Origin of the sequence: Sphingobium sp. (assembly GCF_032153725.1) — a bacterium.
GTDB lineage: Bacteria > Pseudomonadota > Alphaproteobacteria > Sphingomonadales > Sphingomonadaceae > Sphingobium.
In genome coordinates this window covers 1-13,082 of record NZ_JALDYQ010000013.1, presented here as the reverse complement: position 1 = coordinate 13,082, position 13,082 = coordinate 1, and the positions used below count along the sequence as shown (strand labels likewise).

Annotated in this window: 13 protein-coding genes; 7 read left to right on the top strand and 6 right to left on the bottom strand. The window is 64.4% G+C overall.

Annotated features, from left to right (window positions below; translation table 11 throughout):
- Window position 1: 1 nt before the first annotated feature.
- The gene (gene ykgO, locus RUH75_RS06390) at window positions 2-127 is read right to left on the bottom strand and encodes a type B 50S ribosomal protein L36 (RefSeq protein ID WP_004210176.1); all 126 of its coding nucleotides are present in this window, start codon (window positions 125-127) and stop codon (window positions 2-4) included.
- A 198-nt stretch (window positions 128-325) separates the two neighbouring features.
- Here ykgO and RUH75_RS06385 point away from each other — a divergent pair, with 198 nt between their 5' ends.
- Window positions 326-925, top strand: coding sequence for a hypothetical protein (locus RUH75_RS06385; protein WP_313803304.1), 600 nt, complete (start codon window positions 326-328; stop codon window positions 923-925).
- Window positions 922-2,052 carry a M14-type cytosolic carboxypeptidase gene (locus tag RUH75_RS06380; protein ID WP_313803303.1) on the top strand — a complete coding sequence of 377 codons (1,131 nt, stop codon included), beginning with the start codon at window positions 922-924 and terminating at the stop codon, window positions 2,050-2,052. Before RUH75_RS06385 ends, RUH75_RS06380 begins: the two co-directional genes overlap by 4 nt.
- 132 nt (window positions 2,053-2,184) lie before the next feature.
- On the opposite strand, the gene RUH75_RS06375 is transcribed toward RUH75_RS06380, so the two are convergent.
- The 4 genes from RUH75_RS06375 to secB all read right to left on the bottom strand — a co-directional run bounded on the left by RUH75_RS06375 (window position 2,185) and on the right by secB (window position 6,171).
- Entirely contained in the window at window positions 2,185-2,835 is a 651-nt protein-coding gene (locus tag RUH75_RS06375; RefSeq protein ID WP_313803301.1) for a DUF4136 domain-containing protein, read from the bottom strand.
- A 201-nt stretch (window positions 2,836-3,036) separates the two neighbouring features.
- Window positions 3,037-4,041: a tryptophan--tRNA ligase gene (gene trpS / locus RUH75_RS06370; protein ID WP_313803299.1), complete on the bottom strand. Its 1,005-nt coding sequence runs from the start codon at window positions 4,039-4,041 to the stop codon at window positions 3,037-3,039.
- 5 nt (window positions 4,042-4,046) lie between these two features.
- A complete protein-coding gene (murJ, locus tag RUH75_RS06365; protein ID WP_313803297.1) occupies window positions 4,047-5,651 on the bottom strand; it encodes a murein biosynthesis integral membrane protein MurJ in 1,605 nt (534 codons plus the stop codon).
- A gap of 22 nt (window positions 5,652-5,673) precedes the next feature.
- Window positions 5,674-6,171: a protein-export chaperone SecB gene (gene secB / locus RUH75_RS06360; RefSeq protein WP_313803295.1), complete on the bottom strand. Its 498-nt coding sequence runs from the start codon at window positions 6,169-6,171 to the stop codon at window positions 5,674-5,676.
- 189 nt (window positions 6,172-6,360) lie between these two features.
- Here secB and RUH75_RS06355 point away from each other — a divergent pair, with 189 nt between their 5' ends.
- The 4 genes from RUH75_RS06355 (at window position 6,361) to RUH75_RS06340 (ending at window position 10,614) form a co-directional block, all read left to right on the top strand.
- Window positions 6,361-7,017, top strand: coding sequence for a Tim44/TimA family putative adaptor protein (locus RUH75_RS06355; RefSeq protein ID WP_313803429.1), 657 nt, complete (start codon window positions 6,361-6,363; stop codon window positions 7,015-7,017).
- Window positions 7,014-8,267 (top strand): murein transglycosylase A, encoded by a 1,254-nt coding sequence (locus RUH75_RS06350; RefSeq protein WP_313803293.1) that lies wholly within the window; start codon window positions 7,014-7,016, stop codon window positions 8,265-8,267. Before RUH75_RS06355 ends, RUH75_RS06350 begins: the two co-directional genes overlap by 4 nt.
- A 29-nt stretch (window positions 8,268-8,296) precedes the next feature.
- Window positions 8,297-8,830 carry a Smr/MutS family protein gene (locus tag RUH75_RS06345; protein WP_313803291.1) on the top strand — a complete coding sequence of 178 codons (534 nt, stop codon included), beginning with the start codon at window positions 8,297-8,299 and terminating at the stop codon, window positions 8,828-8,830.
- A 104-nt stretch (window positions 8,831-8,934) separates the two neighbouring features.
- Window positions 8,935-10,614, top strand: coding sequence for a putative bifunctional diguanylate cyclase/phosphodiesterase (locus tag RUH75_RS06340; RefSeq protein ID WP_313803289.1), 1,680 nt, complete (start codon window positions 8,935-8,937; stop codon window positions 10,612-10,614).
- A gap of 2 nt (window positions 10,615-10,616) precedes the next feature.
- On the opposite strand, the gene dapE is transcribed toward RUH75_RS06340, so the two are convergent.
- The gene (gene dapE, locus RUH75_RS06335; RefSeq protein ID WP_313803287.1) at window positions 10,617-11,759 is read right to left on the bottom strand and encodes a succinyl-diaminopimelate desuccinylase; all 1,143 of its coding nucleotides are present in this window, start codon (window positions 11,757-11,759) and stop codon (window positions 10,617-10,619) included.
- A 130-nt stretch (window positions 11,760-11,889) separates the two neighbouring features.
- Between dapE and RUH75_RS06330 the strand changes: the two genes are divergently transcribed.
- Window positions 11,890-12,897, top strand: coding sequence for an LD-carboxypeptidase (locus RUH75_RS06330; RefSeq protein ID WP_313803428.1), 1,008 nt, complete (start codon window positions 11,890-11,892; stop codon window positions 12,895-12,897).
- Window positions 12,898-13,082 lie beyond the last annotated feature (185 nt).

Genomic DNA, 13,082 nt, shown 5'->3' with positions numbered 1-13,082 from the left:
ATCAGCCCTGGCGGGCCTTGAAGCGGCGGTTGGTCTTGTTGATGACGTAGGTGCGGCCGCGGCGGCGGATCACGCGGTTATCCCGGTGACGGCCCTTGAGCGACTTGAGCGAATTGCGGATCTTCATGGAACCAGCCTTTGAATGAATCTTGCGTGATCGAAAATCGAAGCGCAGCCCCTATGGGTGAGACGGCGGAAAGTCAAGGGCGACCGGCCGCCTTTTCCCGTCATTCATCCTGCATGCAGCAAAGGCGTGGCTTCACGGATTGTAGGGGAATAGAGCCGCCGTGTCGTGTAGAGGATGATATCCCCTGGAGTCCTGTCCATGTTGAAAAAAATCGTTTTTCCTGCCCTGCTCGCCCTTGGCTTGAGCGCTTGCGCCACGGCGGTTCCACCGGTGGAGGTGACGCGTTTCCATATCGACAATCCCGCGCGCAGCGGGACGATCGCTGTTGAGGAAATGGCAGGGAATCCCGATGTTGGTTTAGAATTCCGGACCTATGCGGCCGCCGTGGATCAGGAATTGCAGCGAGTGGGCTTCACTCCCGCCGGGACGGCAGCGAAGAGCGAATTTGTCGCGCTGACAGGTTTCCGCCGGACGTTCCGCGAACCGAACAGCTATGGCAATAATGGCAAGCCGGTGAGCGTCGGGGTCGGTGGCGCCGTGGGCAGCGGCGGTTATTCCGGCCTTGGCCTGGGCATTGGCATCAATCTGTCGGGCAAGCCCAAGGGGCAGGTGATCACGGAATTGCAGGTGCAGATCCGCCGCCGCGCTGATTCGACCACCATTTGGGAAGGCCGCGCGCAGACGCAGGCGCGGGAAGGGACGCCCGCCTCTCAGCCGGGTCTGGCGGCACGGAAGCTCGCGGCGGCGTTGATCGGGGGCTATCCGGGAGAATCGGGCCGGACTATAACTGTCAAATGACCATCTCGATCACAAGCGCCTTCGACAGCGGCAATATTCGCCTTGTTTCCCTGAATGATAGCCCAGCGGGAGTCCGAGCCGAGCTGGAGATTGTCAAGGATCGGCAGAGCGACTTCTACCAATGGTTCCATTTCCGCGTGGCAGGCGTCGCTGGGCGGGAGGTGGAACTGGCGATCACCAATTGCGGGGCGTCGGCCTATCCTGACGGCTGGCCGGGCTATCAGGCAAGGGTCAGCGAGGATCGCGAAAACTGGCTGCTGGCGGACACCAGCTATGCCAATGGCACGCTGACGATTCGCCTGTCGCCGGATGCCAACGCGGTGTGGCTTGCCTATTTCGCGCCCTATTCGATGGAGCGGCACCATGATCTGGTCGCCTGGGCCGCCTCCCAGCCGGGGGTGGAGCACCGCGAACTGGGGCTGACGCTCGATAGGCAGCCGCTCGATCTGCTGGTGTTGGGCGAGGGGCGTAAGAAGGTCTGGCTCTATGCCCGTCAGCATCCGGGCGAAAGCATGGCCGAATGGTGGATGGAAGGCGCGCTGGAGCGGCTGTGCGATGAAGAAGATGCCGTGGCGCGGCTGCTGCGACAAAAGGCGACCTTCTGCATCGTGCCGAACATGAATCCGGATGGCAGCCGTCGGGGTCATTTGCGCACCAATGCGGTGGGCATCAATCTCAACCGCGAATGGCACGAGCCATCGATGGACAAGAGTCCCGAAGTGTATCTGGTAAGAGCCGCGATGGACGAAGCGGGCGTGGATTTCGCCATGGATGTGCATGGCGATGAGGCGATTGCGGCGGTGTTTCTTGCCGGGTTCGAGGGGATACCCTCGATCACCGAGCGGCAGTTGGCGCTCTACCGTCGTTATCGCGATACGCTGGCCGCCCGGACGCCGGATTTCCAGACGAAGAAGGGCTATCCCGTCGCGCCGGACGGCAAGGCGAACCTGTCCATGTCCACAAATCAGCTGGCGGAGCGTTTCGGCGCGGTGGCGATGACATTGGAAATGCCGTTCAAGGATAATGACGACTTGCCGGATGCCGATTTCGGCTGGTCGCCGGCACGATCGATCCAGCTTGCCAAGGATTGCCTGGGCGTGCTGGCAGAGATGATCGACGAGATTTGATAGCGAGGGATTTGGACGATCCGCCACCCCGTATCAAGTCCGGGGTGGCGGATCGCAAACGACGCCGGGCAATGGGGCATGGTCCAAAGCCGCCCTTCGACAGGTTCAGGGCAGGCTTTTGCGCATGCTTACCTAACCCTTCTTTTCGGGCGGCAGGGTGATCTTCACATTTTCGCCATTCTGACCGGGAAAGCCGGTGAACATCGCGTCGATCAGATTCGGGACCAGATAGGTCAGCTTGTTCGACAGCGACTGGGCCGAAGCCTTGCCCTCGAACAGGCGGCGATTGTCGGCCGCGCGATCGATCTTCATGCTGAGGTCGCTGGTATAAACCGTATAGCTGCTGATGTCGTTATAGCCCCCCGGACCGAACAGCCACGGGTCATAAAAGCCATAGCCCCAGGGGCGCCCCCAGCGGCCGCGCCAGCCCCATCCGCCATAGAAAAACGGATCGGGAGCGCCAAAGCCGGTCGAACGGACCTTTTCGCGGCCATTGTCGACGCCATAGGCTACGCGGACGATGAGATCGGCACGCGCCGGGTCGCCGGCCACTACATAGCCGGTCTGCGTCAGACGTTGCCCGACGAGATCGGCATAGTGGGAAAATTCCAGACCGCCGGCGAGCCGCGGATCGTCGGCGACAATGGTGAAGCTCTGTCCCGCCGGCGCCGGAAGCTGCTGGAACCGGGCGACGTCCGCCTTGAAGGAGGTTGCGCATCCCGAAAGCGCCACAAGCGCCAGAGCGGGCGCCGCGATCAGGCCGATCTTGTTGAAACGGGTCATTTTCCTGCGTCCTGTATCAGGCACTGCGCCTGCCAATCAACTTAGCGCCTTGCCATAGCAAAACGCAACTGAACATCGTTTGAACGCGCGAAACGGGCGAACGGGCGCAAACCATGTCCTGCCATCCTTACGACGGCGCGGACATGATTATTCCGTGGCCATGGGAAAAAGGGGGCGCACTTTGGGCAACCCCTTGTGGCATCAGCGCATCAGTCCCATGGCGTCATAGGCGGCGCGCAGGGTTGGTTCCGCCGCTGCCGACGCCTTGGCCGCGCCCTTTTCGAGGATGGCGTCGAGCGCGGCATCCTCCGTGCGCAGTTCCAGGAAGCGCGAACGGATCGGGCGGAGCGTTTCCACCAGCAATTCGCCCAGCGCCGGCTTGAACGCGCCGAAGCCCTTGCCCGCGAACTCGGCGCAGACGGCATCGGGGGTCTTGCCGGACAGCGTCGCGTAGATGCCGATCAGGTTGTTCGCTTCCGGGCGCCCGGCCAAGCCTTCGGCGGTTTCGGGCAGCGGTTCGGGGTCGGTCTTGGCCTTCTTCACCTTCTGCATGATGGCATCGTCATCGTCGGTGAGGTTGATGCGGCTCATGTCGCTGGGGTCGGACTTCGACATTTTCGCCGTACCATCGCGCAGCGACATGATGCGGGCCGATTCCTTCGGGATGATCGGTGCAGGCATGGTGAACAGTTCCACGCCGAAATCGGTGTTGAACTTGGTCGCGATGTCGCGCGCCAGTTCCAGATGCTGCTTCTGATCCTCGCCCACCGGCACATGGGTTGCATTGTAGATGAGGATGTCCGCCGCCTGAAGCACCGGATAGACGAACAGGCCGATCGAGGCGCCCTCGCGGTCCTTGCCCACTTTGTCCTTGAACTGGGTCATGCGGTTCAGCCAGCCGATCCGCGCCGTGCCGCTCAGCAGCCAGCAGAGTTCGGCATGGGCGGGCACGCGCGCCTGATTGAAGAGAACCGAGCGATCCGGGTCGATCCCCGCGGCCACCAGCGCGGCGGCCATGTCACGGACATTGCGGATGCGCTGCTCGCGCCCCTCATGCACGGTGATCGAATGCATGTCGGCCAGGAAGAAGAAACACTGGCTGTCGGCATCCATCTCATCCTGCATCCGCACCCAGTAGCGGATCGCGCCCAGATAATTGCCCAGGTGCAGATTGCCGGTCGGCTGGATGCCGGAAAGGACGCGCATTTGATCTATCCGTTCTCTGTTTTGGTTGCACTTTTGCGGCGCATCAGCGCCCTAAGATCGGACAGCCGATAGGCGCCCGTGAGGAAACAGGCCACCCCGTACAGCGCGATCCCTGCGCCGACAAGCATGGCGAGCGCCACATAGCGTTCGACCATGACCCCGCCGAGCCACGGGTCGAGCAGCCCTTCGCCCGCATAGAGCGCCGCGCCCATGGCGATGGCGGCCACCGCAAGCCGGGGCAAGCGTCGCCGCAATTGCCGGTCGGCGGCAAAATGCCCGCGCTTCACCAACGTCGAATAGAGCATGGCGACATTGAGGGTAGAGGACAGTGCCGTCGCCAGCGGCGGCCCGACATGGCCCATGCCGACCTTGCCCAATAGCGGGATCAGCACGATATTGCCTATGATGTTGATGACAATCGAGAGCATCGCATAGCGAACCGGCGTCTTCGTATCGCCACGTGCATAATAGCCCGGTGTCAGCACCTTCACGAGCACATAGGAGGGCAGGCCGATCGAAAAGGCTGAGAGTGCCCAGCCGCAGCGTTGGGCATCCTCGACGGTGAAGCGGCCATATTGGAAGAGGCCGCGCACGATCGGTTCGGCCACGGTGATGAACGCCACGGTGGCGGGCAGCGTCAGGAACAGCGCCAACTCGATCCCGCGATTCTGCGTGTCCATCGCCACTTGCTCCTGACCGGTCGAGAGCAGGCGGGAAATGGTCGGTAGCAGGATGGTGCCGAGCCCGATGCCGATCAGGCCCAGGGGCAACTGGTTCAGCCGGTCGGCATAATAGATATAGGTGATCGACCCCGAGGCGAGCAGCCAGCCCGACAGCGCGGTGGAGATCAGCAGGTTGATCTGCGAGGCGCCTGCGCCCGCCGCCGCCGGAACGATCAGCCGGAGCAGTTCCTTCACGTCCGCATCGAAGCGCGGGCGCCTCAGCTTCATCGACACTCCTGCCCGCTGGCAGGCCCAGATCAGCCAGAGCAGTTGCAGCGCGCCGCCCACGGTGACGGAAATCGCCTGCACTCGCGCGGTTTCATATTCGTCGGCGCCGTGGAACAGCCACAGCCCGGTGATCATCGCGACATTGAGCAGGATCGGCGCGGCGGCATTCACCCAGAATTTGTCGAGTGAGTTGAGAATTCCGCCCAGCAGCGAGGCGAGGCTGATCAGCGCCAGATAGGGCAGGGTGATCCGCGAGAGCATCACTGCGAAGGCGAATTGCCCGGGCGTCGGATGCTGCCGCGAAAAACCGCCGGAGAGCGCCCAGGTGATCGGCCATGCCGCCACGATCAGCAGCGCGGTGAAGACCAGCAGCACCGGCAGCAGCACGGCGAGCGCCCGCTCGGCGAAATGATAGCCTTCCGCGATGCCGCCCGGGCCCGCCGCCTTGCGGTTGAACATCGGGATGAAGGCGGCGGAAAAGGCACCCTCGGCAAAAAGGGCGCGGAACATATTGGGCAGGCGGAAGGCGACGCCGTTAAAGGCGTCCGACGCGAAGCCGGCGCCGACATAACGCGCTGCCAGCGAATCCCTTACCAGCGCGAGCACCCGGCTGGCGAGCGTCAGCCCGCCGACCGAGCCGAGCGCTCGTACCAGTTTCATGGGCCGTGGATTCCCGATCGGCTCAGGCGTGGCCGGCTGGCTCGCCCGCGGTCTGTGCCATGGCTTGCGCCTGCTGGACATAAAGGCCGCTGAAATCGATGGGGTCGAGCAGCAGCGGCGGGAAGCCGCCGTCGCGAATCGCATCGGCCAGCACGCGGCGGGCGAAGGGGAAGATCAGGCGCGGCGCTTCGGCCAGCATGAAAGGCTGCATCTGATCCTCCGGCACGTTGCGCATGCCGAAGATCGCGGCATAGACCAGCTCGACGGCAAAGGCGGTGCCCTGCGGTGCCGTCGCCTTGACCTCTATCTTCAGGGAGACTTCGACGACTTCCTCGCCCACCTTGTCGGCGCCGATGTTGAACTGGACATCGATCTGCGGCTGGTCCGGCCATTGGTAGACGGCCGGCGCGTTCGGGTTTTCGAAGGACAGATCCTTCACATATTGGCTGATCAGCGCAATCTGCGGGCCGGTGTCGGCGCCATTGCCGGTGGTCTGGATGGTATCGGCTTCCTCGGCCATCTTATTTCCCTGGGGTTCTTAGGTGGCTGGCGGACAGGCACCTGCTCATGTTCGATCCGCGCGCTTAGCAGGGGCAGCAGGGCGGGGCAATGGCGGCCCTGCGAAAAGCGGCCATTTGAATATGCGGGGAAACATGCCTATGTTGGTGGCGTTACAGTTTCAGATTCAGTCCAAAGGGTGCCTGACCCCGTGTATGTGATCGTCATCCTCGCCATGATTGCCGGTTTTCTGGCGCTGCGGCTCTATTCCGTGCTGGGCAAGCGCACGGGGCATGAGCAGGAGCCTGCTCTTCGCCCGGCTGACGAACGGGCCAAGGTGACGATCGTGCAGCCGCGGCCGGTCGCGGAAATGGCGGGTGATTCAGTGCGTCTGTCGGACGGCCTGATCGCGCCCGGTGGCGAGACGGGCGTGCGCGCGCTGATCGCCGCGGATCGCAGCTTCGACGTGCCCCAGTTCGTCGAAGGCGCGAAGGCTGCCTACAGGATGGTGCTGGAAGCCTTTTGGCGCGGCGACCGGCAGGAGCTGGAATGGCTGTGCGACGCGGATGTGCTTGCCTCCTTCGAGGAAGCGATCGCCGCGCGCGAAGCGGAGGGCCATGTCCTCGACAACCGTCTGGTCCGCATCGAGAAGACGCAGATCATCGGTGCCGGCGTCAATGGCCGGATGGCGGAGATCGCGCTGCGGTTCGAGGCGGATATTGCCGCCGTGACCCGTGACAGGGACGGCCATGTGGTTGCTGGCTCCCTGACCGATGCGGTCGGCACCAATGACGTCTGGACCTTCACGCGCGACCTGCGCAGCACCGATCCCAACTGGAAGCTCAGCGAAACCGACGAGGCGGCATGAACCTGCGTCAGTCGGGGGGCGCGCTGGCCGCAGCGTTGCTGCTGTCTGCCTGCGCGGGTGGGGTGATTCCGCCGGGCGCGAGCGGTCCGACGCCGACACGTCCACCGCGTGGCGGCGAAACGGCGACCCGTCCCATTCCCGCTACACCCCGGCCGGCCATGCCCGTCACGCCGCCACCGACCATAGTAGCTGATACGGCCAATGCGGTGAGCGCAGGCATCGTGCGTGGTCCCGACATTACGGGCCTCATTCCTTCGGGCGAACGCGCGCGCAAGGCATTGCAGGCTTTCCGTCTGTCCTGTCCCGCGCTGATGAGGCGAGGCGATCAAAGCGGGCTGACGCGCGGATCGGATTGGAACAGTGCCTGCGCAGCCGCTTCCAGCTGGTCCGAAGCATCGGCCGGCGAATTTTTCTCCCGCTATTTCGAAGCGGTGCAGGTGGGTGAAGGGAAAGCCTTCGTCACCGGCTATTATGAGCCCGAAATCGCTGGGTCGCGGACGCGTCAGCCCGGCTATCAGGTGCCGATCTACCGCCGTCCATCCGGTCTGATCGATGTCAATCTCGGCCTGTTCAGCGACAGCCTGAAAGGCAAGACCATTCGCGGCAAGGTGGATGGCAGCAATTTCGTGCCCTTTGACGAGCGCTCGCAGATCGTTGGCGGGTCGTTGACGGGCAAGGGGCTGGAACTGGCATGGGCGGCCGATCCGGTCGAGTTCTTCTTCCTTCAGGTCCAGGGCAGCGGGCGCCTGCTGCTGCCCGATGGCGGCGTCATGCGCATCGGCTACGACGGACAGAATGGCCGCGACTATACCGGCATCGGCAAGCTGATGAAGGATCGCGGCTTGATCCAGGCCGGATCGATGCAGGACATCATGGCCTGGCTGCGCGCCAATCCCGCCGAGGGCGCGGCGATCATGAACGAGAATAAGAGCTTCGTCTTTTTCCGGGAACTGACGGGCGCTGGGCCGCTGGGAGCCTTGGGCGTGCCGGTCACGCCGGAGGCGACGGTGGCGGCGGATCCCAAATATGTGCCGTTGGGCGCGCCGGTCCTCCTCTCGCTCGACCGGGCCGAACCCAATGGCATCTGGATCGCGCAGGATACCGGCGGCGCGATCAAGGGCGCCAACCGCTTCGACAGCTTCTGGGGCGCGGGCAGCGATGCGCGGGCGATGGCGGGCGGCATGTCGGCGCGCGGCAGCGCGCTCATCCTGTTGCCGATCGGGTCGGCGGCTCGGCTCGGCCAGAACTGATGGCCCGTTGCCTCTGATATCTTGCTACGATGGCCCGGCGCAATCTCACATCTGAAGAACAGGCTCTTTGGGCGACGCTGACCAGGTCGGTGAAGCCGTTGCGGCCTGGCGCGCGAATGCCGCTGGTGCCTGCGGTGGCGGTCAGGGCGACGGGTGCATCAGGGTTAACGGGTCCTTCCGCGCAGCCTCCTGCCCCTACCCCGGCGCGGACGCCGGCAGCGACCCTGGATTCGAGCTGGGAACACAGAATCCGTAACGGAAATCTGGCGCCCGACATGTCGATCGACCTGCACGGGCATAGCCTGGCGGCGGCGCATTCCCGGCTTAGCCAAGCGCTGGCGACGGCATGGACGCGGGATGTGCGTGTCCTGCTGGTGGTGACCGGGAAACCGCCCAAAACCGCCTCCGCAGGAGCTGGGTCCCGCCGGGGGGCCATTCGCGGCGAAATCGGCCATTGGCTGGAAACCAGCAGCTATGCCGACCGTATCGCCAGCGTGCGGATCGCGCACCAGCGCCATGGTGGCGAGGGGGCGCTCTACATCATTTTGCGGCGCAAAAAATAAGCCTTTTGGCTGGTTCTACTGACCTTTTCTTAACCACTGTCCTTCATATCCGGCTGATCCGGTCCAGCGCCGGACTGAGCGGTTAGGGTGGGTTAGGGAGGCACATGCAGGGCGTGACATTGACGAGCCGCGCCACTGCCTTCGCCTGCGCCGCGGGGGCGCTGGTGTTCATCCTGTCGCTGGTCCTGGGCCAGGGGCAGGCCACCGATATTGACGGCATCGGCCGATCCCTCATCATCGCAATCCTGTGCGGTACCTTGAGCTGGGCGTCCGCGCGCCGGACGGTGGCGACCACTGCGAGCGCCATCGACAGGGCCACCGAGCGCCTGCTGGCTGCTGCGCATGGCGACCTGCAATCCGCCGTGCCTGCTGACATCGGCCAGGAATTGCCCGACCTTTCAGTGGCGATGGAAAGCCTGTTCAGCCAGGTGCGGACCAATCTCGATCATGTTCAGGCGCTGGCCCTGTTCGATCAGGTGACGGGCCTTGCCAACCGCACCAGCTTTTGCCGACAGGTGGAACGCATGCTGGCCGAGCGGAGTGAAGAGGGGCTGGCGGCCCTGTTCTTCATCGATCTGGACGGCTTCAAGGGCGTCAACGACACGCTGGGTCATGCGGCGGGCGATCAGTTGCTGGCGCGCGTCGCCGGGCGTTTGCGGGAAGTGGCGATGGTGCAGGCGAGCGCAGGGGCGGGCGATTGCCTGATCGGCCGTCTGGCGGGCGATGAATTCACCCTGTTCATTCCCGCCGTGACCGACCGGGAAGCCGCCAATCGGATCGCGCGCGCGATCCAGTTCGCCCTGGGGGAGCGCTTCGACCTTGGCAGCCAGCATGTCGATCTGGGCGCATCCATCGGCATTGCCTGCTATCCGGAGCATGGCGATACGCTGTCCGCGTTGCTGCGCTCGGCCGACATCGCCATGTACCACGCCAAGCATCAGGGACGTAACCGGGCGGAGATGTTCACCACCGAGCTGGCGCTGGAAGCTGCCGATCGGGCGGAGCTGGAGCGCGACCTGCTGCTCGGGCTCCAGCGGGACGAATTCCTGCTGGAATTTCAGCCGCAGATCGAAATCGGCAGCGGCCGGGCAGTCAGCGCCGAGGCGCTGGTGCGTTGGGTGCATCCGGAGCGGGATCTGGTCATGCCTGATTCCTTCGTCCCCGTCGCAGAGGAAAGCGGAGCGATCGTCGCGTTGGGCGACTGGGTCATGGGACGGGTTTGCGAAACGGCAGCGCGTTGGTCGCGGGCCGGGATCGTCCAGCGTATCGCCATCAATATTTCCTCGCGCGAGCTGGGACAGGCCGATTTCTTCATGCGGCTGCGTCACGCCATGAACGCGCACCAGACTCCGGCGATCATGCTGGAACTGGAGATCACCGAATCGCTGGCCATGGAGATGAAGGCGCGCACGCTCGATCAGCTGCGCGCATTGCGGACAGATGGCGTGCGCATCGCCATCGATGATTTCGGGACGGGCTATTCCAACCTGTCCCGATTGCGGGATTTGCCGGTGGACCGGGTAAAGATCGACCGTTCGCTGGTCCGCGACATTGCGACTTCGGCCGAGGCGCGGACGATTTGCAGCGCGGTCGTCGGGCTGATCCAGGGCCTGGGCATGGAAGTCGTGGTGGAAGGCGTGGAAACGCAGGCGCAGATGGAAATGCTTCGCGTCATCGGCTGCACGCTGTTCCAGGGCTATCATCTCGCACGGCCGACAGCGGAAGCGGACTATATTGCCCGCTTTGCCGTACCCATGGCCTTGCCGGAGCGCCGATCGGTCTGACTTCAGGCGCGCAGGGCGCCCACCGTCACGAGCCGATAGATTTGCGTGAGGTCGCGCAGATCGGCCAGGGCCACCGCTTCGTCCAGCTTGTGCATGGTCGCATTGTTGAGGCCGAATTCCACCACCGGGCAGAGACGCGACAGGAAGCGCGCGTCGGATGTGCCGCCGGTGGTCGACAGTTCCGCCTCTACCTTCGTCACTTCGCGGATCGCGCCGGCGACCAGATCGGATAGAGCGCCCGGCTGGGTCAGGAATGGCTCTCCGCTGATCCTGGCTTCCACCGTGCCGCCCTCTGCCGCGGCGATGGCGGTGATGCGTTCCACCAATTCCGCGCCGCTATGTTCATTGTTGAAGCGGATCGAGATGCGCGCCTGGGCGGCGGCGGGGATGACGTTGGTCGTGGGGTTGCCGACGTCGAGATTGGTGACCTCTATATTGCTCGCCTGAAACCAGTCATTGCCTTCGTCCAGCACGATGGCGTCGATCGCGGAGAGGATGCGGATCAGGCGCGGGATCGGATTGTCGGCCAGATGCGGATAGGCGACATGGCCCTGCACGCCGCCGACATTGATCCACATGTTGACCGAGCCGCGCCGTCCGATCTTCACGACGTCCCCCAGCCGTTGGGAGGAGGTCGGCTCGCCCACCAGGCAGAGGTCGGGGCGCAGGCCGTGGGCGGCCATGCGGTCCATCAGCGCCAGCGTGCCGTAGACTGCGGCGCCTTCCTCGTCGCCGGTGATGATCAGGCTGATCGTGCCGGGCAGGTCTTCTGGCAGGTCGTGCAGCGCCGCGACATAGGCGGCGATGGCGCCCTTCATGTCCACGGCGCCGCGGCCGTAGAGCAATTCCCCGCGCCTTTCCGGCACGAACGGATCGCTGGCCCAGCCATTGCCGGGCGGCACCACGTCCAGATGGCCGGCGAAGGCGAAATGGGGGCCGGGGCCAGTCGTCCGCCAGGCAAGGAGATTTTCCACCGGGCCGTCGGGCGCCTCGCCCGTGACGAAGCGGTCGATGGTGAAGCCCAGCGGTTTCAGCATCGCTTCCAGCACCGCGAAGACCTCTCCCGTGGCGGGGGTGATGGAGGGGGCGGCGATCAGCCTTTCGGTGATGCTGATCGGATCGGCTTCGGTGCTGGTCTTGGTCATCGGCTTGCGTTAGCGAAAGCGGGGAGCCTTTGCCAGCGGGAGGACGTGCCGTGCCCGAGATCGACCTTGCCGCCATTGCCTGTTCCCGCAAGGATGGGAGACGCTTTTGAGCCTTGATCGTCGCGCTTTGATGGCCGTGCTGGGCGCGGCGATGGTGGCTCCCGGCGCTGTGGCGGCGGTTTCGGCGGGGGTGGTGAAGCCGCCTCGGCTGCGGCCCGGCGATGTGGTCGGGCTGATCGAGCCGGCGGGTTTCACCGATGACGCCTTCGACCTTGATCTGGTCAAGGAGACGGTCGTGGCCATGGGGCTTGTTCCCAAGCCTGCGAGGCATCTGCTTCAGCGCCATGGCTATCTGGCGGGGACGGATGCGGATCGGGCGGCGGATGTCAACGCGATGTTCGGTGATCCGGCGGTGCGCGGGGTGTTCGCGACGCGCGGCGGGTGGGGGTGCGCGCGGGTGCTGCCCTATCTGGATTTCAGGACGATCCGGGTCAATCCCAAGCTGTTGATCGGCTTTTCCGATATCACCGCGCTGCATCTGGCCTTTGCGGCGCGGGCGGGGTTCGTCACCATCCATGGGCCCAATGCGGGGAGCAGCTGGCCGCGCTTTTCCTGGGATGCCTTTCGGGCCGTGGCTTTTGACGGGGCCACGCCTTTGCTGGTCAATCCGGAGGGGCGTGAGGATCGGTTGGTGCAGCGGGACTGGCGTATCCGGACCTTTCGGGGCGGGAAGGCCAGCGGGCGGTTGCTGGGCGGGAACCTGACCGTCCTGTCGACGCTGATGGGAACGCCGTGGGTTCCGGATTTCGACGGCGCGATCCTGTTCATCGAGGATGTGAGCGAGCAGCCCTATCGGATCGATCGGATGCTGACGCAATTGTCGCTGGCCGGGGTGTTGGGCAAGGTGGCGGGAGTGGTGTTCGGGCAGTGCACCGACTGTGGGCCGGATGGGGCTTCCTATGGCGGGTTTACGCTTTCGGAGGTGTTGCGGCAGCATCTTGGGGCGCTGGGAGTGCCGGCTTTCCAGGGCGCGCTGTTCGGGCATGTCGCCAGCCAGTTCAGCCTGCCGGTCGGATGCCGGGCGGAGATCGACGCCGATGCCGGGACCATCCGGTTGCTGGAGGCGGCCGTTCGATAGGATCGGGGTGACATAGGTGACACTGTAAAAGGCGCAGGGGAATGCGGTTTTCCGGGGATTTTCCTATTTCAAAGAGCCGGGAGCGGGATAGCGCGGATCGAGGGTTGTAGGACAGGGGAAAATGGATGTGGGGGGCTGTCTGGGTGGATTCCAGCCATTACAGCTTCGTCATCCCGGACTTGATC